The organism is Alicyclobacillus tolerans, assembly GCF_048984885.1.
GTDB classification, from domain to species: Bacteria; Bacillota; Bacilli; order Alicyclobacillales; family Alicyclobacillaceae; genus Alicyclobacillus_I; species Alicyclobacillus_I tolerans.
In genome coordinates this window covers 2108206-2129399 of the sequence record NZ_JBMGNK010000002.1, presented here as the reverse complement: position 1 = coordinate 2129399, position 21194 = coordinate 2108206, and the positions used below count along the sequence as shown (strand labels likewise).

The 21194-nt window shown below is 45.1% G+C and carries 21 protein-coding genes and 4 pseudogenes; 19 read left to right on the top strand and 6 right to left on the bottom strand.

Features of this window, described 5'->3' with window-relative positions:
• Nucleotides 1-160 precede the first annotated feature (160 nt).
• Together ACOJUR_RS10740 and ACOJUR_RS10735 are read right to left on the bottom strand one after the other, a co-directional pair.
• The gene (locus ACOJUR_RS10740) at nucleotides 161-1483 is read right to left on the bottom strand and encodes an APC family permease (RefSeq protein WP_420949973.1); all 1323 of its coding nucleotides are present in this window, start codon (nucleotides 1481-1483) and stop codon (nucleotides 161-163) included.
• A gap of 21 nt (nucleotides 1484-1504) precedes the next feature.
• Nucleotides 1505-1948, bottom strand: a pseudogene (locus tag ACOJUR_RS10735) (cupin domain-containing protein); the annotation flags it as partial.
• Between the two features lie 333 nt (nucleotides 1949-2281).
• Here ACOJUR_RS10735 and ACOJUR_RS10730 point away from each other — a divergent pair.
• The 4 genes from ACOJUR_RS10730 (at nucleotide 2282) to ACOJUR_RS10715 (ending at nucleotide 7581) form a co-directional block, all read left to right on the top strand.
• Nucleotides 2282-3175: a LysR family transcriptional regulator gene (locus ACOJUR_RS10730; RefSeq protein ID WP_420949972.1), complete on the top strand. Its 894-nt coding sequence runs from the start codon at nucleotides 2282-2284 to the stop codon at nucleotides 3173-3175.
• Nucleotides 3176-3823: 648 nt separating this feature from the next.
• The gene (locus tag ACOJUR_RS10725) at nucleotides 3824-4531 is read left to right on the top strand and encodes an alpha/beta fold hydrolase (RefSeq protein ID WP_420949971.1); all 708 of its coding nucleotides are present in this window, start codon (nucleotides 3824-3826) and stop codon (nucleotides 4529-4531) included.
• Nucleotides 4532-4800: 269 nt separating this feature from the next.
• The gene (locus ACOJUR_RS10720) at nucleotides 4801-5289 is read left to right on the top strand and encodes a GNAT family N-acetyltransferase (protein ID WP_420949970.1); all 489 of its coding nucleotides are present in this window, start codon (nucleotides 4801-4803) and stop codon (nucleotides 5287-5289) included.
• Nucleotides 5290-6102: 813 nt separating this feature from the next.
• Nucleotides 6103-7581 (top strand): transposase, encoded by a 1479-nt coding sequence (locus tag ACOJUR_RS10715; RefSeq protein WP_420948996.1) that lies wholly within the window; start codon nucleotides 6103-6105, stop codon nucleotides 7579-7581.
• 270 nt (nucleotides 7582-7851) lie between these two features.
• Here ACOJUR_RS10715 and ACOJUR_RS10710 read toward each other — a convergent pair.
• Nucleotides 7852-8593, bottom strand: a pseudogene (locus tag ACOJUR_RS10710) (transposase); the annotation flags it as partial.
• 354 nt (nucleotides 8594-8947) lie between these two features.
• On the opposite strand from ACOJUR_RS10710, the gene ACOJUR_RS10705 reads away from it, so the two are divergent.
• From ACOJUR_RS10705 to ACOJUR_RS10650, 12 genes and pseudogenes are all read left to right on the top strand, one after another.
• A complete protein-coding gene (locus ACOJUR_RS10705) occupies nucleotides 8948-9970 on the top strand; it encodes a S66 family peptidase (RefSeq protein ID WP_420949969.1) in 1023 nt (340 codons plus the stop codon).
• A 176-nt stretch (nucleotides 9971-10146) separates the two neighbouring features.
• Complete coding sequence (locus ACOJUR_RS10700) at nucleotides 10147-10503, top strand: cupin domain-containing protein (RefSeq protein ID WP_420949968.1); 357 nt, start codon at nucleotides 10147-10149, stop codon at nucleotides 10501-10503.
• Nucleotides 10504-10604: 101 nt separating this feature from the next.
• Nucleotides 10605-11102 carry a GNAT family N-acetyltransferase gene (locus ACOJUR_RS10695; protein ID WP_420950543.1) on the top strand — a complete coding sequence of 166 codons (498 nt, stop codon included), beginning with the start codon at nucleotides 10605-10607 and terminating at the stop codon, nucleotides 11100-11102.
• A gap of 276 nt (nucleotides 11103-11378) precedes the next feature.
• Nucleotides 11379-11741 (top strand): annotated as a pseudogene (locus ACOJUR_RS10690) (nucleotidyltransferase domain-containing protein); the annotation flags it as partial.
• A 163-nt stretch (nucleotides 11742-11904) separates the two neighbouring features.
• Nucleotides 11905-12144 carry a hypothetical protein gene (locus ACOJUR_RS10685; protein ID WP_420949967.1) on the top strand — a complete coding sequence of 80 codons (240 nt, stop codon included), beginning with the start codon at nucleotides 11905-11907 and terminating at the stop codon, nucleotides 12142-12144.
• Between the two features lie 32 nt (nucleotides 12145-12176).
• Complete coding sequence (locus ACOJUR_RS10680) at nucleotides 12177-12503, top strand: MFS transporter (protein WP_420949966.1); 327 nt, start codon at nucleotides 12177-12179, stop codon at nucleotides 12501-12503.
• Nucleotides 12504-12740: 237 nt separating this feature from the next.
• Nucleotides 12741-13694 (top strand): IS110 family RNA-guided transposase, encoded by a 954-nt coding sequence (locus tag ACOJUR_RS10675; protein ID WP_420949053.1) that lies wholly within the window; start codon nucleotides 12741-12743, stop codon nucleotides 13692-13694.
• Nucleotides 13695-13780: 86 nt separating this feature from the next.
• Complete coding sequence (locus ACOJUR_RS10670) at nucleotides 13781-13978, top strand: hypothetical protein (RefSeq protein ID WP_306955528.1); 198 nt, start codon at nucleotides 13781-13783, stop codon at nucleotides 13976-13978.
• Between the two features lie 185 nt (nucleotides 13979-14163).
• On the top strand, nucleotides 14164-14340 hold the full coding sequence (locus ACOJUR_RS10665) for a hypothetical protein (protein ID WP_420949965.1): 177 nt from the start codon (nucleotides 14164-14166) through the stop codon (nucleotides 14338-14340).
• Between the two features lie 21 nt (nucleotides 14341-14361).
• The gene (locus tag ACOJUR_RS10660) at nucleotides 14362-14649 is read left to right on the top strand and encodes a transposase (protein ID WP_370541913.1); all 288 of its coding nucleotides are present in this window, start codon (nucleotides 14362-14364) and stop codon (nucleotides 14647-14649) included.
• A complete protein-coding gene (locus ACOJUR_RS10655) occupies nucleotides 14634-15515 on the top strand; it encodes an IS3 family transposase (RefSeq protein ID WP_420949964.1) in 882 nt (293 codons plus the stop codon). Before ACOJUR_RS10660 ends, ACOJUR_RS10655 begins: the two co-directional genes overlap by 16 nt.
• A gap of 85 nt (nucleotides 15516-15600) precedes the next feature.
• Nucleotides 15601-16023, top strand: a complete 423-nt coding sequence (locus tag ACOJUR_RS10650; RefSeq protein WP_420950542.1) for a histidine phosphatase family protein — start codon at nucleotides 15601-15603, stop codon at nucleotides 16021-16023.
• Between the two features lie 213 nt (nucleotides 16024-16236).
• Here the strand turns inward: ACOJUR_RS10650 and ACOJUR_RS10645 are convergent, their stop codons facing one another.
• The 3 genes and pseudogenes from ACOJUR_RS10645 to ACOJUR_RS10635 all read right to left on the bottom strand — a co-directional run bounded on the left by ACOJUR_RS10645 (nucleotide 16237) and on the right by ACOJUR_RS10635 (nucleotide 17457).
• A complete protein-coding gene (locus tag ACOJUR_RS10645) occupies nucleotides 16237-16551 on the bottom strand; it encodes a hypothetical protein (RefSeq protein ID WP_420949963.1) in 315 nt (104 codons plus the stop codon).
• An 89-nt stretch (nucleotides 16552-16640) separates the two neighbouring features.
• Nucleotides 16641-17245: pseudogene (locus tag ACOJUR_RS10640) on the bottom strand (IS256 family transposase); the annotation flags it as partial.
• Nucleotides 17218-17457, bottom strand: coding sequence for a hypothetical protein (locus ACOJUR_RS10635; RefSeq protein WP_420949962.1), 240 nt, complete (start codon nucleotides 17455-17457; stop codon nucleotides 17218-17220). The pseudogene ACOJUR_RS10640 and the gene ACOJUR_RS10635, both read right to left, overlap by 28 nt.
• A gap of 216 nt (nucleotides 17458-17673) precedes the next feature.
• On the opposite strand from ACOJUR_RS10635, the gene ACOJUR_RS10630 reads away from it, so the two are divergent.
• From ACOJUR_RS10630 to clpP, 3 genes are all read left to right on the top strand, one after another.
• Entirely contained in the window at nucleotides 17674-18969 is a 1296-nt protein-coding gene (locus ACOJUR_RS10630; RefSeq protein ID WP_203115387.1) for a methyl-accepting chemotaxis protein, read from the top strand.
• Between the two features lie 207 nt (nucleotides 18970-19176).
• A complete protein-coding gene (gene tig / locus ACOJUR_RS10625; protein ID WP_203115388.1) occupies nucleotides 19177-20469 on the top strand; it encodes a trigger factor in 1293 nt (430 codons plus the stop codon).
• A 124-nt stretch (nucleotides 20470-20593) separates the two neighbouring features.
• A complete protein-coding gene (clpP, locus tag ACOJUR_RS10620) occupies nucleotides 20594-21181 on the top strand; it encodes an ATP-dependent Clp endopeptidase proteolytic subunit ClpP (RefSeq protein ID WP_072874735.1) in 588 nt (195 codons plus the stop codon).
• Nucleotides 21182-21194 lie beyond the last annotated feature (13 nt).

The following is a 21194-nucleotide window of genomic DNA, read 5'->3' as shown; positions in this document are numbered from 1 at the left end:
GATGAGTTGCTTGAGGAGTGTGAGCGTTTAATAGTACACTGCGAGGCTATCTCAGTTATCTACAATGAATTTTGGGACAGCCCCATTACCAATCAACTAGCAATTCATAACACAATACTCCGCGGGGGATGGTCGGCATTCTAAAGAATGCAAACGGACGTTACTTGTCCTTACTTAGTGAATTTCCGGAAGTATCCATATTTGTGCTGTGATGTTCTTTCCTCTTTGCTTTAAGGACTCCGACACTCAGACCGAATAGTGCTAAAATCACTGGATAAAGTAACAAAGTGCCGAATGACCCCGCAAATATTAGGCAGCAAATCACTGTACCTAATCCAAAAATCGCTGCAAAGATGTTGCGAACAAGCCTAAGATAAGCAATTACGCTGAATAGATATAGCAAAAAAAAGTTTTGTCCGGAGAGAGAAAACATTTCATGTAGAGGCAGTAACCCTATCCCATGAATAACAACGATGAGGATAAACGTGGATACGGTAATCAAGATGGATCGTCTTGGGATACGCGCCTTTGGATCAACATGGGCCAGAAATTTCGGCAAAAATCCTTCTCGTGCAGATGAGAATAAAAGTCGAGACGAGGCCCAGGTTGCTCCATTGAGATTGGCCATAATAATGAGCACGCCGATGACTGAGACCACCTCACCGCTCCAGCCACCAAGTACGTTTGCCAGAATGGCCGCAATCGGGGCTTCCACTGTTCGTGGATTGTGTGGGGATAGTGTCCACTGAATAGCAAACGCGATGCCGAGATACAGAAGTACCACTAGTATAAAACTCACGATTACGGCAATTGGGAAATCACGTTTTGGATTGCGGAATTCCTCCCCCATGAAGGACAGCATTTCCCAACCCGTGAATGCAAAGAACACCATGCCGAAGATAGGAGATGCCTTCAGCCAATCTTGAGGTGCAGCTATTGCGTTCGGATGGGGATGAGCAAAAACCAATGCGACGACCGCCACTGCCGCTAAAACAATGACCAGACCATACGATAAAATCTGCTGCGTCATTCCAGACAACTGTGTACCCAGGTAGTTCAATACACCTGCAAATACGAGTAATCCGACTGCGCAGAGAATGATACCGAGCTGTCCCAAATGAAAAAGGTATCCTAAATAGTTGGCCCCCGTCAGGGCAATACCAGGGATTCCGAGAAAGAAGGCTCCCATAAGGACTACTTCGGTGATGCCACCTGCGATTGAACCGAATGCCGTGCGCACAAATCCAGCCACACCGCCGGCACTCGGATAACGGGATCCTAATGTTCCAAAAATAAAGAGTAAAGGAATAACAATGAGGGCATCGACAACCCACGCGTAGACAGCTTTGTTTCCTGCCTGAGAATAGGCAAGGCCGGGCAAAACCAAAAGCCCAGCCCCAATGACAATTCCCATTGCTAAAGCAACGGCTCGACCTATATTCAATGTTTGCGCAAGTTCTCCGCTGCGTTTTTCTGATTCCATGGAACTCACCTGCTTCGCAATTTATTTGATGGAGATTACGTAAAGACAACCTTTCTCTCCAGCTTTGGATGCATGTAAGGTGTTAACCGGTAGATATAAACGATCTCCGGAAGTACACACGTAATCGTCTTCACCAAGGTGAAATGTGATGCTTCCGCTGACAATGAGCAAAATTTCATGGGTCGGGTGTGTATGTTTAGCATGATGGCGTTCCGGGGTATCGCGCTGGACTTCCACTGACCCTGTTTCCGGAAGTAAGCTATAGACAGCGGCCTCCAAAGAAATTGGGATTCCCTCTTCAATACCACGAAATACACGTCGTGGTTGAAAAAGTAGGACTAAGGATTTGCCTGAATTTCTACTTGCGCGTTGACGATAGGCAGGCGCTGAACTGAAAACAAACATGGGTTCTCCCGAAAAACAATATTCCCAACGAGGGTGCTCTGGATCTTGGGGCACGTCCTCAGTCCATGTTTTGGATCATTTCTATGCAAACATTGTAAAAGGTCCCAAAATAACATGGGAATTCAGCGTCTAAAACTTTACTCCGAAACACCTCTTATTCTTGTATGAACCAGTTCGGTATGTTCTTGACTGTGGCAATTTCCTTCCATGTCCATAAAATCGGATCATCCAACTTCGTTGCCTCCTTTGGTTGTTTTCAAAACAACAAAAACAAAATCGTGTTGAGATTTATTGCAGCAAGAGTCACTACTACTATGATAAAGATTGGGTTATGATGTTTACATACGATAGATTTAATACATACAATCGGATAATTCGATTGGAAGGGTATATATGGATTTCAAACAACTTCACACTTTCACCGTTGTTGCCAAAGAACAAAATATTACTCGTGCTGCGAAAATTCTAAATTACTCGCAATCTAGTGTATCTGGACAAATTCAGGCATTAGAACGAGAGCTAGGCGTTCCTCTTTTTGATAGGTTAGGAAGAGGTGTTTTGTTGACTGAGGAAGGAAGAAGAATTCTCGTACATGTACAAAATCTGTCGTACATTGAACAACAAATCAGAGCGGTTGCGTTTGGGCATGATGAACCATGTGGTACTTTGGCTGTAGGCGCACCAGAAAGTATAATTGCCTATCGACTTCCAAAAGTTCTGCTTAAATTTCGTGAGCGTTATCCAAAAGTACAGTTAAGATTTCAACCTGGCGCATGCTCGGAACTTCGAACCGGATTAGAACGTGGAGAAATTGATGTTGCACTTTTACTCGAAGCACCGGTACGTGCAGAAAATCTAATCACAGAATACTTGATTGAGGAACAGATTGTACTCGTATCAGGCCTTTCACATCCGCTAACAACTATAAAGTCAATTCAAGAAGGCGATTTGGCTAATCAAGTGTTCCTCATGGTGGAATCAACACGTGGAGGTTGGAGCTATCGTGAGATATTTGAAAACCAAATGATCCAATCACATGTATTTCCTTTGCAGCGTCTTGAATTTTCAAGTGTTGAGGCGATTAAACAATGCGCCATATCGGGGGTTGGAGTTGCTCTATTACCGGAAATCACGGTTCGAAATGAGGTTGCGGAAGGGAAACTAGCGGTCTTACATTGGACACCTATCCGGCTTTCCACTCAGCTTGCGTGGAACAAACATCGATGGATGTCCTCCGCTATGCAGGCATTTATGCGGATCATTCGGGAGACTGGAATTGAAAACTGACTTCCTACCAAGGGTTTTCGTTACCACGTATACACCACTTAAAGCATACAAAAAAATGTCAAGGTTCCTTGTGTTGCAGGAGAAAAGCCGTTGTAGAATATTTGTAAGACAGGGTTAATATTTGCGTTCTGAGGCGTCTTTCATCACGCGAAAGAGCGACGAACCCTATTCAGCAGGTGCAGGCTCGGAACGATAAGGCTGTTTGTTGACAGAGGGGTTCATCTTAATTCAATCGTCTGTGCTCGCCGGCTTCCTACTTTCCAAAGCCCATTGAACTATATGAAGTTTGAATTCCTTTTCATATTTCTGTGTCATGTAGTTCACCCCGAATTGTCTTATTCGTACATTTTCGATTCGTTGTATCCTCTATGTCAGCCTAATATCAGTGCATACGCATGTGCAAAGTAGGGTTTCTCTTGGAGGAATAGATGCTCTTCATTTTGTCGCTCAGGTCACTGTGACCTGAGAACCGAAGCGCAGTGCGTATGGTTTGCAAAATTATTGCGTGAAATGCCTTGGTTAAATCTTGTATGAGAAGTTACATAATTGAGTCGTAATGCTCGATACGATGGGAAAATAGACACTTTAGGTCGATTAATTCGTTGAGTAATTAATCCAACAATTTTAATTTTGAATGGAGGCGTTGTATTGTCAAAGATATATTTAATTCACGGACTTATGGGAACATCTATTTTACACTTTAAAAATCAAATTCAAGCCTGGTGCGTGAGCCATGAAGTTATTGCATTGGATTTGCCAGGTCACGGTAAAAATCAATTTGAAGCTCAAGATCCTTTCTTCCAATCTGCTCTAGGTTGGGTGAGTGAACAAATTCAAATGCAAGGAAAAGGTCATATCGTTGGTTTGTCTCTTGGTGCATCGGTAGCAATACATTTTGCATTGAGGATTCCAAAACTTTGCGAAAGCATAGTACTTACTGGTTACGCTCCTGCAATCCCTACACATATGACAGGAATTATGAAAGAACAATATGAAGCATTTCTCAACATAGAGGAAAATAATCCTGAAGTGGCGCGAGAGTTTATGAGATTACATGGAGAAAATTGGTATCAAACGCTAAAAGCTGTACTTAAAGATTTTACATTCAACTATCCTACGGTCACTTTTGAGCAAATTCAAAAGCTAAATGTTCCTACGCTCGTCTTAAATGGTTCCAATGAGAAGCATGAACGTGATGCTGTTTTCGAAATGGCGAATTCAAACAAGATTATTCAGGCAGGACTCATTCCTGGGGCGGGACATACGGCTAACATGGAACGTTCTGAAATATATAACCTTGTCGTGCAAACCTTCTGGGATAACATGAATTTAATTGATTCTGTTCAACCAAACTAGAGAACATGTTATAGCGTAAAGGGGTCCCCCTTTTAGTCAGGATCTGCGAGGAGCAACGCATGAACATACACTCTTCGTTACCTACTGATTCTGTCATTAACGGGTCCGTTATGCAGAATGGTGATTCAATTAAAATTTCACTTAGGACACAGCTTACGTGGGACATGTGACAATGATCGAAGAAAGTAAGCTGTTATCCATTGAAATGAAATAGTGGCCGGAGAGGAAGACTACTGCACATGGGAAATCTTGAAGACGGCGACCTCAGATTGAGACCGCTTGACATCGAATCCGACGTACCATTCGCACTCGACTGGTACCAAGACCCGGACGTTTTACGCAATTCCGAGGGAGAAGGAACTGAGCCGTACAATCAGGAAACGGTTGAACGTATGTATCGGTATTTGTCTGAGCACGGCGAACTTTACATCATTGAAGTTCAGGAAAGCGGGGTTTGGAAGCCCATTGGGGATGTTGCGCTGTGCCCGGACATGGTTCCTATCGTGATCGGCAACATCCTTTATCGGGGCCTTGGGCTAGGTCGACGGGTCATCCAGATGTTAATCGATCGGGCAACTGCTCTAGGGTGGGAACGCCTCGTCGTAAGTAAGGTATACAGCTATAATCGTCGTAGTCTACGGATGTTCGAATCTGTTGGATTCCGCCGCGTAGCGGAGTTCCAAGATGACAAGGGGAGGACGTGTGTCAAGATGGAATTGAAGCTCGGACAGAAGGAAGGATGTCGATGTGAGCAGTGATTGGGCCGTGCTGAACATAACGGAGGTGAGTAGAAAATCCCAGCTAGTGTGGCGATCGGTACCGGATAAATGATTGAAATAGAAACTTTACGAAGCGGCTCTGTCGATAGGTGAAAAAATTCGCCAGATGTGGACGGCGCAAGTGTATTACCACGAAGCACTGGTGTATGGTGAGTCAATATCTGTTCATCGTGAACCTTGTGAGGGCCGGCCTATCTTGAGTGCGTAGGCTGAATTAGAATGATCATTGCCCCATTCTGAGCGATTTGTCAATTACATACAGATTTTGCGAGATGAAGACCTGGCCACTCGAATGATCGACTGGTCAAATGTCGGGTATATTCGAAGTACGGGCGATATGTTGACCAGAATTCCCTGGCACGTGGCTGTACATACCGTACAGTTTCTACAATACATGAGGATGGCAGGGCTTTAACGACCAAATATACGGGATGAGACGTTTCAGACTCGTAGCAGTCTTCTGTCGCATACGGGGTGCGAATATTCAGAGCCAGTGCCAAAATTAAATAATTGCCGTTACAACAGGTATCTTGAATGTAAGATACGACTCACTTTATTTCGCCAAAGAAAAACGGAATGATCAGAGAACTTTATTACAGGCGTTTCAGAGAGTCCATGGGTCTATCCAAGTCATGTGAATTGTATGTTTATCGATAGTATTTGAATGTTTATACAAGGTAAATCATGGTGGATGAAAATCGTCGAGTTGGTGCTAGATATAAATACGCCACGGAACCCTCTTTTGGTAGAATTAAGTCGACCAAAACCCATTCACAACAAAGGAGAAGCTCCATGGCGAAATCCAGTATATCACAACACGCGCAATCTGGTTTGGTTCCTTTCCCCTTGATTCCCCGTCAATGGGAACAGTATATGGATGTTCCGTTTGTTATCCCCGCACTGACTTTCCCTTGGGACATCTTTCGAAATATTGAGCAGGAATACTACTGGCATCTATATGACTCGTTGCGTGAGGAACGGATAAATCGGTCGGACGGAACCAGCAACGTCACCAACTCTGCTCTTGGGCTAGAACTCCCCACACCAATGGAACAGGCGGTTAATACGTCGACAGTCACGCGAAGTCGTTCAGGCCGCAAGCCTCACGACTTTATGCCTATGATGCGGGCGTTCGAGTTGGCCCGATTGCTATACGTTGAGAGCATGGCTGAGAGTGTCTACCTACAGGTTCGCTCCAACCCGTTGTTTGCTGAAGCTTGCGGGTTTACAGGCAAACTCCCCAGTTACCGCTCGTTTGCCCGCTTCGACGAAATCATGACAAACTTCGGATTATGGGATAAGGCTCGACGGCTGGTCGTTGCGTTCAACCTGAAGCAGGGTGTGTTAGAGGTTGAGGATACCTTGGTCGCCGATACAACGCATGTTGAAGCGGAGGCGACCTACGGAAAACAGATGAAAACCTGTCGCCACAAAGAAGACTGTGATTGCCCTGCCGTCCCCACGGACGATAACGTAGGCATTGTTCGTAAGAGTAACGCCGTATCCTACATTGGCCACAAAGTTTCGTTACTCAGTGGCGCCAAGGGACAACTTCCACTCACCCGAGAAGTGTGCAAGGGAGAGGAATACGATGCCTTTACCTTGCTACCTACACTTGAGCGATTCAAAGCTGAGTTTGAGGAACAGGTACAGTCTGTGCAATATGTACTTGCCGATGGGATTTACCAGAGTCCAAGGAACCAGCAGGCAACAAGGGATGTACTTGGGGCAAAACTGGTTGCTCCCATTAATCCCAGGGGTCGCCAGGACAAACCGAGCGATGTCCGTGGAATTGATATGATTGACCGCTACGGGGTGCCACATTGCATTGCTGGACACAAGATGGAGTTAAAAGGATCCGACCTCAAAAAGGAGCAGTACATATTCACGTGTCCAGTTCACAATCCTCAGGCGAAACAGAAAGGGCTTGTCTGCCCGCACCACAAACACATCCAGTGCTGTAGCGGTGCCACCCAGGGTCGGGTGCTTCGGGTTGATTTTGAGACAACACCTCAGGTAGACCCTGAGTTCCCACAGCACAGCCGTACATTCGATACGTTGTATGACGCCCGTACAGGGATTGAGCGAATTATTGGGATGCTGAAAGATGGATACAGTTTACGGCGTGTGCACAAACGTGGACGTAAGGCGGTAGAGGCTCACGTTGACCAGTGCATGCTCTGTATGCATGTGATGGCATACTGCGCCTACACTCAAACTGGAACAGTAAACCGCGGGTGGACACGAAGTCGACTGAAGCGGGCTCAATGACAACAGCCATCACAAAAACCTTGATTGGCAGACCTTATCCACAGTTTTCGTGCGTCCATTTTGCCAATGACGAACATATCCACAGTCATGGAGCAGAATCACAGTGAGTTTCCTCTAATTTTGGACGATTAGAGTTTACTTCTCGTTGCTCCGTTTGACAACGAAAGCAATTTTGGCATCGGCTCTCAGGATGTTCGCCCGCTCATTTCCTTATAATTATTCGCAGACAAGGAACTGAACGCAATGCGGCTCTCGGGCTGGAAAATGCAATTACCTCTTCAGAGCATAAAATGGCTCCAAAAAGTGGATTGTAACCAGATGCCTACTCATTACGTCTACGTAATGAAGTAGTTTGTTGACACAAGCGATCACGGCGACCTTGTGAGGTTTTCCTTTCTCACGCTTTCTATCGTAGAAGGCTTTGAGTCTTTGACTATCGGATTTCCGCAAGCTACAAAGAACAGCGACGAACAACGAATGCCGTAGTCTGCTTGAACCGCGCTTGGTGATGCGGTTTATGGTGGCTGTGAATTTACCGGAAGAAAATACGCTTGTGTCTACACCAGTGAAAGCTACCAGTTTTTTGTTGATTAAACCAGTCTATCTCTCCGATTTCGGAAATGATCGTTGCCGCGATTTTTCCGCCTATACCGGGGATGGACTGGATAATCTGATATTGTTTAATTTCCATCGCGAGAGCATCTATCTTGTTTTAAGGGTGGATAGATGCTCTTGGTATTGAAGAAGCATCTGGATATACATTTCAAGGCTAAACAGCTGGCTTTGTAAGCGTGGACTCAGAAACGGATTCCGCTTAGCCGAAGCAACGATTTTTGCCGCTCTTTCAGATGCCCAACGTGGCGAACGACTCGGGCATAGTTTTGAGACCCGGTCAACTAACTTGGTCTCCTCAACGGCAAGCACCGATTCTGCTGTCGGGAAATCCCAATAAGACGCGTAATGAAACTTTTGAGTACAAGTCGCCAAATACACCTCTGAATTCCGGAAACACCTAATCCAACACCGCCATCTCCTCACCTTAGAATTCACCGGCAGCCCCTATCCATCTCGCAGTTGATAGCTTCGCTTGTTATACGGGATCATCGTCCCAATCAGCTTCAAACATGCTTCCACGAGTAGGGGGTGAACATTTTAGCGCACGGGTTCAAAGACCCACGGGCAGCTCCGTTCGACCCGGCTACCGTAGTAATAAACTTCTATAATTAAAGAGGTCAACCAGAATTTCTGACTGACCTCATAATACGAAGGGCAGCTTAGCCCGACAAGGACTGGAATATTGAGGAAGGTTTTATGATGTTTGCAAAGAATTAAGAAGACCAAAAGTTGATGATTGGATGTGCAGACTATGCAAATAGTGAAACCTTCTAAGTTGTCGTTCGGTGATACAGTTGGTATCGTTTCCCCTGCCTCTGGCGTCGCCGCATTTTGTCCGAAAAGACTACGACGTGGCGTTAATTGTCTTGAGAACATGGGGTTTAATGTGTTGCTTGGAGAGCACTGTGCAAAACACACAGGTCACACTGCAGGAACTATTGATGAGAGACTATCCGATCTGCATTCAATGTATCGTAATAACGATGTCAAAGCCATTATTACAGCAATTGGAGGATACAACTCCCACCAGTTACTCGATGAACTTGATTATGAGCTGCTCAGGAAGAATCCGAAAATACTACTGGGCTACAGTGATATTACGGCATTGCAACTCGGAATCTTTTCTCAGACAAGAATGGTTACCTACATGGGACCAGCAATTCTTCCTCAATTTGGTGAGTTCGGTGGACTTTTTGATTACACCCGAAACAGTTTTGAGGACATTCTGATGAATTCGGCAAGCGAACGACAGACCCTGCGACCATCAGAGAGTTGGACGGATGAAAGCCTAAAATGGGACATTGAAGATAATCGACAAAGGGCATTACAAGCATCCACGGAATGGAAGATTCTAAAACATGGAGAAGCAATAGGACGGATCATATCAGGAAATATGAGTACGCTACTACTTTTGGCGGGCACGAAGTATTGGCCGGATCTAACTGGTGCCATCCTTTGTCTTGAAGATGATGAAACAACCAACCCAGCAATCATCGACCGATATCTGATTCAATTGAGACATATGGGCGTTTACGAACAGATTTCCGCGTTGATTGTTGGACGTTTCCCGACTCAAACGAGTTTCACCGAAAGTGACCCGCTAGAAAATGTGCTTACAATTGCTACACGAGGATATTCGTTTCCCATAGTTTATGACGTCGATTTTGGTCATACTGACCCTATGATGATTTTGGCTAATGGGGTGTTGGCAAGACTTAATGCCATTGAAAATATTGAGTTTGGGTATATGGAGTCTACCGTATTAGAAAGATAAACTTACGTGTTTGCTATGAGACTAAAGGGAGCAAAAATTCAAGTTCCTTGAGCCAACCCGTTGTATGATTATACAGTGGCGTACAATTTCGGTATCTTGCGCAATTGGGCAGAAGAACTCCATAAGGGATCCTTTAAATGAACTAATTAGAGCGGCAGGGGCGAGGTGACTCCTGAGTGAAGATTTTTAGGTTTGGTCGTGAAACGGGAAAAACGATTGCTCATTTTGATTCGAATTTTGTAATGTCACGAATTTTGACTTCTGATAACTCTGCACACATAGGATGCATGTACCTCGAACCAAACGGAATTGTCGGCTTTCACGAAGCGTCTTGCCCACAATTGCTCCTTGTTGTAAGTGGGAACGGATGGGTTCGCTGTGACGCAGATGAGCTAGTTCCTGTCGGAATTGGCGATGCGGTGTTTTGGGACCAGGGAGAATGGCATGAGACCAAGACGCACGCTGGATTGACCGCGATTGTTGTCGAAGCGGATGTCCTTAATCCGGCACAATTTATGCCGCTCAGGAAATAGCTATTCAAGCCACAAAAGTAAATGTCACAAGTCGGTTGAATTGCATGAACATGCAGCCCTGGTCGCCAGAGGCTTATTGCACATCAGGGCAGAAGAATTGAATAGCACCACAATCAAAAACTCTGGGAGCAATCGTTATAAACATCACTCGAACAACAGATTTCGAATTGATTGTACGCTTGAATAAGCCCATACACGAATTACATGCTTTTATGTATCCTCAATATTTCAGGGAATATCACTTCGAGGCGATTCGGGATTCCTTTAAGAAGTTAGTAAAGGACAATTCGTTTGTTTTTCTGCTTCTGGAGGATGAGAATGAATCGTTTGGATATGCATGGGTGGAGTTGAGAAATTACTCTGAAACAGTGTTTACCAAAGCACGGCAAGCATTGTTTGTCCATCAAATCAGCATAGTGAATGACCAAAAACGGCGGGGACATGGAACAGAGTTGATCAAACACATATACGACATAGCTCGAGAACAGGGCATCGAAACAGTGGAATTGGATTTCTGTGCTAACAATGAAGTTGCAAAGAACTTTTACAGCAAACAAGGATTTAGTGGCTACCGTGAATTTGTGTGCAAGCGTGTCTGAGCATTTGAGAACTTGGGGCGGTATACATGAAACTTGAATCCAAGATTGCATGAACATGCAGGGTACCAAAGTTACTGCTTGCGTCGCAACCGGGCAGCTCTGCGCAAGTACTGTGCGGCAAGGAGGTCTTGCTGGTGTCTTTGTTCTCCGCCTTTAAACGCCTTAAGACCTTGCTCGACGCTGAACGATCAGACGTAGATTGGGCTTTAACAGGGAGTTTCGCTTTCTATTTGCGATGTATCGGTTTATGATATTGATATTTAAACTGATGACACGGGTGCATACGCTATCGGACAGGTGTTAGAGAACCATGGATTTGAGTGCTTAGAACCTGTTCACTATAAACAGTCTGACAGCATTCGGTCTCACTTTGGGTATTTTCGGTTTGACGATGTTGCCGTGGAAATAATGGGCGATATAGAGAAATCAACTCCAGACGGTAAATGGAAGAGCACGCCCCCTTTAACGTCTCTGATTGAGACTGTGGTCTGGGAAGGAGTGTATCTACCAGTATTGAACTTGGAATATGAGTATCAAGCCTATGAGTTGATGGGTCGTAAGGAAAAGGCAATGGTACTTCGAGAATGGCTCGATTGGAAACAATGTAATAGTCCAGGATCAACCAACGGCGGTGAATGAATATGCAGATCACTTGTCGTGGTCGTTGTAGGACTTTCGGGAAGAAGAATTCAATAAGAACGCAATCAAAATTTCCCGGCGAAGTGGGTCAAATTAAATCCAGCGTTGACATGAGTGACCAAACACCACAAAGAGAACAAGAAATCGTTTTAAGGGGCACGTGATGAGCCGATTTAAGAAGTCTATATTTTCGAATAAACGGTTTTTATCTCTACTGAGTGGGCAAGGAGTGTCTTACTTTGGCGATTCGATTGCTTCTGTGGCACTACCCATCCTCATTTTAACTGTGACTGGGTCGGGCTTCCTCATGGGCTTGGTTGGAGCATTGGAAGTTGCTCCTCTGTTCATCGTAGGTTTACCAGCGGGTGTTTGGGTAGACCGAAGGAATCTCGCAGTAGAGTGATGCTCCTTACGGACTTTGGCAGAGCTGTCTTGATGGCTTTGATTTCTATTGCGTCATGGGTGCATATGCCGGTAATACCGGTCGTTGTATTTGTGGCAATAATGAGTGGGGTTTTGACTGTGTTTTTTGGTGCAGCCTACACCGGGATGATTCCACGTATCGTTGCACCAGAACAACTTGGTCGTGCCAACGGTTATTTTGAAGCTATCGAAAGTGCGGCGTATGCTCTCGGTCCGTCCCTAGCTGGTATATTAACATCAAAGATTGGTCCGTCTAACACCATAGGATTAGATGCACTATCCTTTGTATTTTCGGCGTTATCGATTATGAGAAATGCGAACTTAAAAAAACGCTCATGACCCTTCGGGACACAGGCTATGATGAAAATGGTCATGGCTTTTTTGTTTGCTAAGAATCTCGCATAATGGAGACGAATCCGACCAGTTCGGTTCTGCTTTGTGGTGGTTTGACCCCGATAAAAAAACTGAATGGACAACCCTCGAAGCACAGGATATTGGACCGAGAGTCCGAGTAAAAAATCTTCAATGTCGGGTTGTCTTCGGATTCATCATTCTGTGGGATGGAGGTTGTCATTCATGATGGAAGCCATTCTTGAGCGGTGTGCTGGGCTGGACGTACACCAGGAATCTGTAGTCGCCTGTGTGTTAACAGGCCCACTGGATCGCTCGCCCAAGTCTGAAATCCGGACGTTTGGCACGATGGTTGAGGATCTACTAGCGCTTGCAGATTGGCTCAACGAGAGTGGCTGTACGCATGTCGTCATGGAGAGCACGGGGGTCTACTGGAAGCCCGTCTGGAACGTGCTTGAAGCCTTTGATTTTGAATTGCTCCTCGCCAATGCGCACCACATCAAAAACCTCCCTGGACGTAAGACCGACATGAAAGATGCAGAGTGGATAGCCAAACTCCTTCGCTCTGGTCTCATTGAAGGTAGTTTCGTCCCTTCTCAAGAAACACGGGATCTGCGCGATCTGACTCGGTACCGGAAGAAGCTCGTACAGGATGCTACTTCCGAGAAAAACCGAATTCATCGACTCCTGCAGGATGCAAACATTAAACTGACTACGCATATGTCGGATATCTTCGGGGTATCCGGACGAATTCTGCTACAAAAGATTATGGACGGCGAAGTCATTACATTGGAGTTCCTAGAGTCGGAGATGAAGGGTGCACTACGGCATAAATCAGCCAAATTGCTGCAGTCACTGAACGGTCGCTTACGAAGACATCACCGAGATATGCTGCGATTTTCCTATGAACACCTGCAATTCATTGAGAAGGCCATTCTGGAAGTAGAGCAAGAGATACGCGCTCACATGGCGGATAAGCAGGAAGCTTTTGAACTCATTACGACCGTACCCGGAATTAATGCAAATGCGGCAGCAATCATCTTGGCTGAGATGGGTACCGACATGGAGCAGTTCGGCGGTGACAAACAATTGGCGGCATGGGCCGGACTCAGCCCAGGAAATCATGAGAGTGCAGGTAAAAAAAACGGGTTCGGTCCCGAAGCGGGAACAGTGCTCTAAAAGCAGTGCTTTGCGAATGTGCCTGGGCAGCAGCACGAACAAGAAATACCCGCCTGTCCGCCCGTTATTGGTTATGGGTCCGTAAGATGGGCGTCAAGAAGGCGCTTGTCGCTCTCGCTCATACTCTGCTTCGGATTGTGTACCACATCCTGCATCGTAAAGAACGGTATACAGAGCTTGGTCCAGATTATCTAGATAGTTTCAGGCAACGTAGTGAAGAACGTCGGGAAGCGGACATGATTCGTAGGTTGCAAGAGAAGGGATTCCAGGTATCTAAACCTTGATACCGATGCGAATATCCAGTCATTCCGCGAGACTGTAGTGACAGCCTCTATTTCCGTTCGTCCATATTCGATCGAGACTCTTCAGCTGATACGGACTCATTTTCGTAAAAAATCCGAGAAGAACAACCTCAGCATGTAATGTGGAGAATAGGTAAACACAGTTAGTCAAAGGCAGGGGTGATGGTGTGGCAGAATTATATATTGTTCGGCATGCTCAAGTGAATATAGACTTCAGCGTTCCGTCCGCTGGTTGGCACATTTCAGAAGATGGCATTAGGGCAACCAGAGAATTGGTGCTCAGTGAGAATTGGAGCGGAGTTATACTTGCCCCAAAGTCAACCCAGACAGAAGGGATGGGTTAAGATGAAGTAGAGGTGTTTGTGATGCTGGGACGTAAGTGGACAGTGGATGAAAAAATAAACATCGTCCTCGAGGGCATGATGCCTAGTGCAAATATTAGCGAAGTATGTCGGCAGCATGGCGTGGCCCAGAGTCTTTATTACAGGTGGCGTGAAGCGTTCCTGTCTGGTGGGCGGGCTGGACTTCAGTCCGGACCCTCTACGAGGGAGCAGGAGTTGGAGAAGGAGTTGCAGGAGGCTAGGGCTAAGATCGGTGAGCTTACGATGCAGGTGGATGTGTTGCGAAAAAAATCGAATTGGGGCCGGAAGTAAATAGCCGTTCTTTGGTCTGTCAGCTCGCCAAAGAAGGGTTCCCGGTCCCAGTGATTGCAAAAGCGTTAGGGCTGAATCGGACGTACTGTTACAGCCTATTGAAGCCGTATGTGCCAAAACCGAAGCGGCCTCCTGTGGATAAGAAGGTTGTGGTTCATCAGTGGATTCGGAAACTGTGCGAAGAATTCCCCACGTACGGATACCGGCGAATCCAAGTCATGCTGCGCCGCCGATACAACTTGCGGGTGAACCATAAACGGGTGTATCGGCTGATGAAGGAAATGGGGCTGCTGGTGAAAACCCAGAAACGGGGCGCTTCACGAGCGAAACGGCGAGGGAAAATACCAGTCACCAGGTCCAACGAGCATTTCCAGTGCGACATGACGAAGGTGTGGTGCGGGAAAGACGGATGGGGTTATCTGTTTGCCGTGATTGACGCTTATGACCGGGAGATTGTGGGGTACTCATTTTCCCGGTTCTGCCGTACGGAGGACTTGCTGAATGCTGTAGATATGGCGCTGAATTATCGTTTCCCAAGCGGCGTTCAAGGTGCCGGTTTGACGCTTCGAACGGACAATGGCTGCCAGATGACGAGTCGACGGTTCATCGAAGCGATGAAGGTCTGCCAAATCAATCACGAGCGGACGGGGTACAACAACCCTGATGCTGACGGATACATCGAGCGATTCTTCCGGTCACTGAAAGAGGAAGAAGTCTGGCTGCAGGAATACAACAGCTTTGCCGAGGCGAAAGCGGCAATTGAATCGTACATTCACTTTTACAACACGGACCGACCACACTCCGCACTAGGTTATCGCTCGCCTTTGGAATTTAGAAATTGGCAAAAGAAACGGAACGCAGCGTGAGACGGTTTTTATCTGAATTGCATTTCTCTCTTAAAAGCCATCCCATCTGTCTTGACAAAATCGGGTTCACTACGGAGTTTATCGCATATACCACAGCCCTGAACCAAAGGCAGTTGCGACCGCCGACATTATCAGTGAAATGACAGGTATTCCGACCAGTGTCATGGATGAGCTCCACGAGCTGCGCATTCCAACTATACAGCCCACTGAGGAGTTTATTCGAAGAGTCGGTGCATATCTGGAAGGCTTCCCTGACCCCGAGTTTGAAGAGTGGGCACAAGCGACGGAACGCATTGTTGGCTGCGTTCGTAGGATCACGAATGAAGCAAATGGATGCTCTATCGCGATGGTTTCACATGGGAGAATCTTGACTGTACTTTTCAGTTACTTGTTCAAGCGACGAATGACAGTGAAGGAATGGCAGTCTATCAAATTACCCGATCTGTCTGTTATTGATCTCGAGGCGTGGACCGTAGAGAGAGGATTTTTCTCGAACATGAACGTTTGAGCGTGCGGAATGTAAGAAAATACAACGCTGATTTGCGACAACTGAGTCGCGTAAGAAGCAGATTAGTCGAATTTGGGAAAGAGGAGAGAACCTGAGTGACTTAGTTCAAAATAACGTTTGGAATTGTCAAATTTAGTTTAGCCCCGAAACTCGTAATACTGGTCTATGGCTACGCCTAGGGAGTGTGAGTGAAGTCAAGGGAAAGGTGGAGATTTACCAGATGACATCATAGGTGCCGGTATAGCCGTGGAACAGTTGCAAAGCCAAAAAGATGCGGTACGTTCCATAGTCTTTGTTTTCTGCGCGAATCTGACGGATCTTCGCCAAAAAATCATCGTATGTATAGGGGCTGTTCTGTGTACGCAGCCAGCGATAGTAGCCAGCTTTGCTGACCCGCAAAACCTTACACATTTCCTTCATGCTGTGCTTGACTGCGTCTTTTGTCTTTAGAATCCCTATAAAACGAAACAAGTCTCGTGCAGTTACCTCTTTTTCATTCTTTCCAGAATTACGAGTTGATTGACTCAACTAAAATGATACTGTTCCACAGCCAGGGATGCACTTCCTCAGTACTGGCTTTGTAAAATGGCTTTAGCGCCGCTGTCACGGGCTTGTAGTCATGATACGACACGTACTTGAGCGAATGGCGAATCTGGTGAACGACGTATTTCTGGAATATCGGACTTGGGATAACAGGCTGCGATCGCTTCACTGAACCCAGTCAGGTTGTCGACGCAAGTGATGAGAATATCTTCTAAGCCTCGGCTCTTCAGTTCGTTGAGAATGCTCAGCCAGAACTTCGCAGATTCATTTTCACCGATCCAGATACCAAGTACCTCCTTTTGTTCTTCAAGGTCAATACCTACAACCATGTAGGCGGCTTTGTTTAACACTTGGTCATCCTGCTTCACTTTGTAGTGGATAGCATCCAGAAACACTACTGCATACACACTCTGTAGTGGCCGGCTTTGCCATTCCTTAATCATTGGGAGAAGCTTGTCCGTGATGTTTGAGATGAGTGTGGGCGATACGTCTAGTCCGTACAATTGGTGAAGATGGGCCTGAATGTCTCTGGTGCTGACACCCCGTGCATACAAGGCAATAACCTGTTCCTCGATGCCGACAGTGTTGGTCTGATTCTATTTAATGATTTCAGGCTGAAATTCGCCTTGCGGTCTCTGGGGACTGAAATCTCTACGTCGCCGTATTCGGAGGTAAGGGTCTTACGGCTATGTCCGTTGCGGCTGTTGTCCGTCGTCTTGTTTTTGGTGTCGTGCTTAGCGTAAAACCCAAGTGAGTATCCAGCTCGGCCTCGAGCATTCCTTGCATCGTGCTGGCGAACAAATCTCGCAGTGCGGCTTGCACATCTTCCGTGGGCTTCAGGTCATTCTTCTTGATAAACTGCTTTAAGAATCCCTTTGAAACCTTCGTCATTTTAATGCCCTCCCAATCTGTTACTCCCGTTAAGGAATTAGGAGTTTACACAAAATTATTGACAGACCCGATTCAACATTCTTTTACCTATTACCTATCTTCTATCTACCTATTTATGTTTTTGGTTCTCCATGGTAATCTTAAAATAGATTGGCATTCTAGTAGATGAAAATTTATACTGGCAGATCGAATTAAGCAAAAACGGAGCGTGAATGAATGGAAAGTTCTTTTCGTCAAAAAATATTATTTGGTATTCGTACAAAATTAATTTTATTAACAGTCATTTCATTGCTGATTAGTGCACCTATTTCTACATTTATTGAGCATGAACTGCGTTATGGACTGGGATTGCATGTCAGCGCACAAGCTGGGACTCTCATCAATACGGCCATCAGTATTATTGTGACAACCATTTTAATTGCTATCTCTTTTCAATTTATCGTAATTCGCAATATACATAAAATTATAGAAGTGGTTAGTCGTTGGGCAAAAGGAGATTTTCGGCATAGAGTCGCCATTCGTTCAAAAGATGAGTTGGGAAGATTGTCCGTACATATGAATGAAATGGCCGATGAGATTAGTCGTTTGTTACAAGCTGTACAATCGGCGTCTAACCAAGTGGAGAGTGAAGCGCAAAGCGTTCAGTCAGTTGCTTCTGAAAACGCTAAAGCGGCTGAGCAAGTTGCTTTAGTGATCCAGGAGGCATCCGTAGACGCAGAGCAACAATATCAAACTATGGCAATTACAGAAAAAAGTGTTCAAAAAATGATTGAAGGTTGTAAGCAGATTGAACTAGCTATGAACCGTGTGAACGAAGTTGTCGATCGCACTGTGGAAGCGACTGGACAAGGGCGCTCTAATACGGAATCTGCTGTTTTAGAAGTGCATAAAGTTGCGGAAGATATTAAACAGTTAGGTGTTGAAATTTCTCGCTTATCGAATGATGTTTCAGAGATCCATCGCATTACCGAAATGATTTCCAATATTTCAAAACAAACAAATCTACTATCATTAAATGCTGCTATCGAAGCATCACGTGCTGGTGAATTAGGGAGAGGCTTTGCTGTAGTAGCTACAGAAGTAAGAAAATTAGCAGATGATACTTCCGGCGCTACCGAAAAAATCAGACAGATGGTGGAAGCATTATTAGAAGCTGTACAGCGCGTAGTTCAAGTTGCTGCTAATTCAGCCAATAAAGTCGTAGAAAGTGTACAAGTTGTAGAACATTCATTGAACGTATACGGTGAAATCGAAAATGTTGTACATTCTCTAGAATCTGTTGTTGATGATGTATCGGAAGAGACTGTCCTACTAGTCAACAGAGCAGAAGAAACACAAAAACAAATCGAGTCTATGGGGATATCGGTAAAAGAAACGACGGAACGTTTGCAAGCCATTGCTGCAACTACTCAGGAACAACTTGCCAGTACAGAAGAGGTATCTGCATCATCTGCTTCGCTGACCGATACATCTCAGGTGCTGGCTAATCAAGCGAGATTGTTTATTGTTTAATAAAATATGATTTGTCGAAAGTTCTTGAATCCATATTAATTATGATAAATGAGCAGAGCACTGTTTGTTAAGAATAGGAATTCTTGCCTTTTGCCTGTTTTACATGGTAGAATGTCAATCGTATCTTGACTGAATCATGTTCTGATTTCTAGGAAATGTCAGTTCAACTTGACTGAACTGCATAGGTTGTTAGGAGGACTATTTTTTATGACCGCAAAATGGGAAAAAACCGGCACAAATGTCGGTGTTCTTGAAGTTGAATTGCCGAGCGAAGAATTTGGAGCGGCTTTAGATGTTGCTTTTAAATCAGTGGTTAAACGAGTAAACGTTCCAGGTTTCCGCAAAGGCAAAGTGCCAAGAAAAATTTTTGAAATGAAATTTGGAGTGGAATCGCTCTATCAAGATGCGGTTGATTACTTGTTGCCACGCGCCTATGACGTTGCAGTCAAAGAGACTGGTATTTTTCCCGTAGATAGACCATCAGTAGATTATTTACAAGCTGAACAAGGTAAACCTTTTGTATTCAAAGCGACTGTAGTGGTTAAGCCGGAAGTTACTCTTGGCGAGTATAAAGGGCTTGAAATTGAAGATAAAAAGTTTGAGGTTACAGATGAATCACTTCAAGAAGAGCTTGATAATATTCGCTCCAGCCATGCTCAGATTGAGGTGGTAGAAGACGGTGAAGTCGAAAAGGGCGACACAGTCAGTATTGATTTTCGAGGAACAGTCGACGGTGAACCCTTTGAAGGTGGGGAAGCTGAAAACTTTCAGTTAGAGATAGGTTCGGGCATGTTTATTGCTGGTTTTGAAGATCAGTTGATAGGCATGAAACCAGGTGAGACTCGGACAATTCAAGTCACATTTCCTGAAGAATATCATGTCAAATCGTTGGCTTCGAAGCCTGCCGAATTTGAAGTTGTATTACACGATATTAAACGCAAAGTACTTCGAGAATTAAACGATGAGTTTGTTCAGGAAATTAGTGATTTTCAAACAGTGGATGAATTCGTGGCAGATTTGAAAGAGTCTTTGGAAAAACGTGCTGAAGCTGACAGGGAACGCTATCTGGAGGATGAAGCAGTAACTAAAGCCACTGAAAATGCTGTCATTGATTTACCAGAAGTGATGGTTGAACATGAAATTGACCATCAGGTTGACAATTTTGCTCGTCAGTTACAGTATCAACAAATTCCGCTAGATGCTTACCTTGAATTTACAGGTACGAGCATGGAAGAGTTGCGTGCTCAGTTTAAAGAAGGCGCTGAAAAACGAGTTCGTATTGAACTTGTTTTAGAGGAAATTGCCAAGCAGGAGAGTTTAGAACCGACTCCTGAAGATTTGCAGTCTGAGCTAGCCAAAATTGCAGAGCAAGCTAACATGGAGATAGAGCGAGTTCAACAATTGATGAATCTTCGCGATCCTGGGTTGCAAAATATGCGCCATGATTTAAGAAACAGCAGGGTGGCTAAGTTTCTTGTGGAAAATAGCAAATTGGTTTGATGTTGGGTATAATATGGAATACGAAGTTAGATGTTGAGATAAGGTATAGTTCGGACAAGGCACGTTAACGTGCCTTGTCTTGTCAAAAACAGAGGTTTTCTTTTTTGGAGAAGGAGGGGTATACATGAGTTTAACACCCATCGTTATTGAACAAACCAGTCGAGGAGAACGTTCTTACGATATATATTCCAGGCTTTTGCGAGATCGAATTATCTTGCTGGGTACACCGATTGATGACTATGTTGCAAATTCCGTAGTTGCTCAGTTACTGTTCTTAGCTGCAGACGATCCTGATCGAGATATTCAATTGTACATTAACAGTCCTGGTGGTTCGGTTACAGCGGGTCTTGCTATATATGATACAATGCAACACATAAAACCTGCAGTATCCACAATGTGCATTGGCATGGCCGCCAGTATGGGTGCATTTCTTTTGGCGGCTGGCGAAAAAGGTAAGCGATTTGCGTTGCCGAATGCTGAGATTATGATCCACCAACCGTTGGGAGGAGTTCAAGGTCAGGCATCAGATATAAAAATTCATGCCGATTGGATACTCAAAACCAAGGATAAGCTGAATAGTATATTGGCAGAAAGAACAGGACAGCCCATTGAAAAAGTTGAACAAGATACAGACCGCGACAATTTTCTGTCTGCTCAAGAAGCCAAGGCGTACGGTTTAATCGACGATGTCATTCAACATGGCAATGTGTAAGTGAAAAAGTTGG

Excerpts from the sequence above, each read along its gene's own strand:
- ACOJUR_RS10730 (WP_420949972.1), top strand. The coding sequence starts at position 2,282 with ATGGATTTCAAACAACTTCACACTTTCACCGTTGTTGCCAAAGAACAA.
- ACOJUR_RS10685 (WP_420949967.1), top strand. The coding sequence starts at position 11,905 with ATGAGCCGATTTAAGAAGTCTATATTTTCGAATAAACGGTTTTTATCT.
- ACOJUR_RS10705 (WP_420949969.1), top strand. The coding sequence starts at position 8,948 with ATGCAAATAGTGAAACCTTCTAAGTTGTCGTTCGGTGATACAGTTGGT.
- ACOJUR_RS10715 (WP_420948996.1), top strand. The coding sequence starts at position 6,103 with ATGGCGAAATCCAGTATATCACAACACGCGCAATCTGGTTTGGTTCCT.
- ACOJUR_RS10635 (WP_420949962.1), bottom strand. The coding sequence starts at position 17,457 with ATGACGAAGGTTTCAAAGGGATTCTTAAAGCAGTTTATCAAGAAGAAT.
- ACOJUR_RS10670 (WP_306955528.1), top strand. The coding sequence starts at position 13,781 with ATGGGCGTCAAGAAGGCGCTTGTCGCTCTCGCTCATACTCTGCTTCGG.
- ACOJUR_RS10740 (WP_420949973.1), bottom strand. The coding sequence starts at position 1,483 with ATGGAATCAGAAAAACGCAGCGGAGAACTTGCGCAAACATTGAATATA.
- clpP (WP_072874735.1), top strand. The coding sequence starts at position 20,594 with ATGAGTTTAACACCCATCGTTATTGAACAAACCAGTCGAGGAGAACGT.
- ACOJUR_RS10680 (WP_420949966.1), top strand. The coding sequence starts at position 12,177 with ATGGCTTTGATTTCTATTGCGTCATGGGTGCATATGCCGGTAATACCG.
- tig (WP_203115388.1), top strand. The coding sequence starts at position 19,177 with ATGACCGCAAAATGGGAAAAAACCGGCACAAATGTCGGTGTTCTTGAA.
- ACOJUR_RS10660 (WP_370541913.1), top strand. The coding sequence starts at position 14,362 with ATGCTGGGACGTAAGTGGACAGTGGATGAAAAAATAAACATCGTCCTC.
- ACOJUR_RS10675 (WP_420949053.1), top strand. The coding sequence starts at position 12,741 with ATGATGGAAGCCATTCTTGAGCGGTGTGCTGGGCTGGACGTACACCAG.
- ACOJUR_RS10630 (WP_203115387.1), top strand. The coding sequence starts at position 17,674 with ATGGAAAGTTCTTTTCGTCAAAAAATATTATTTGGTATTCGTACAAAA.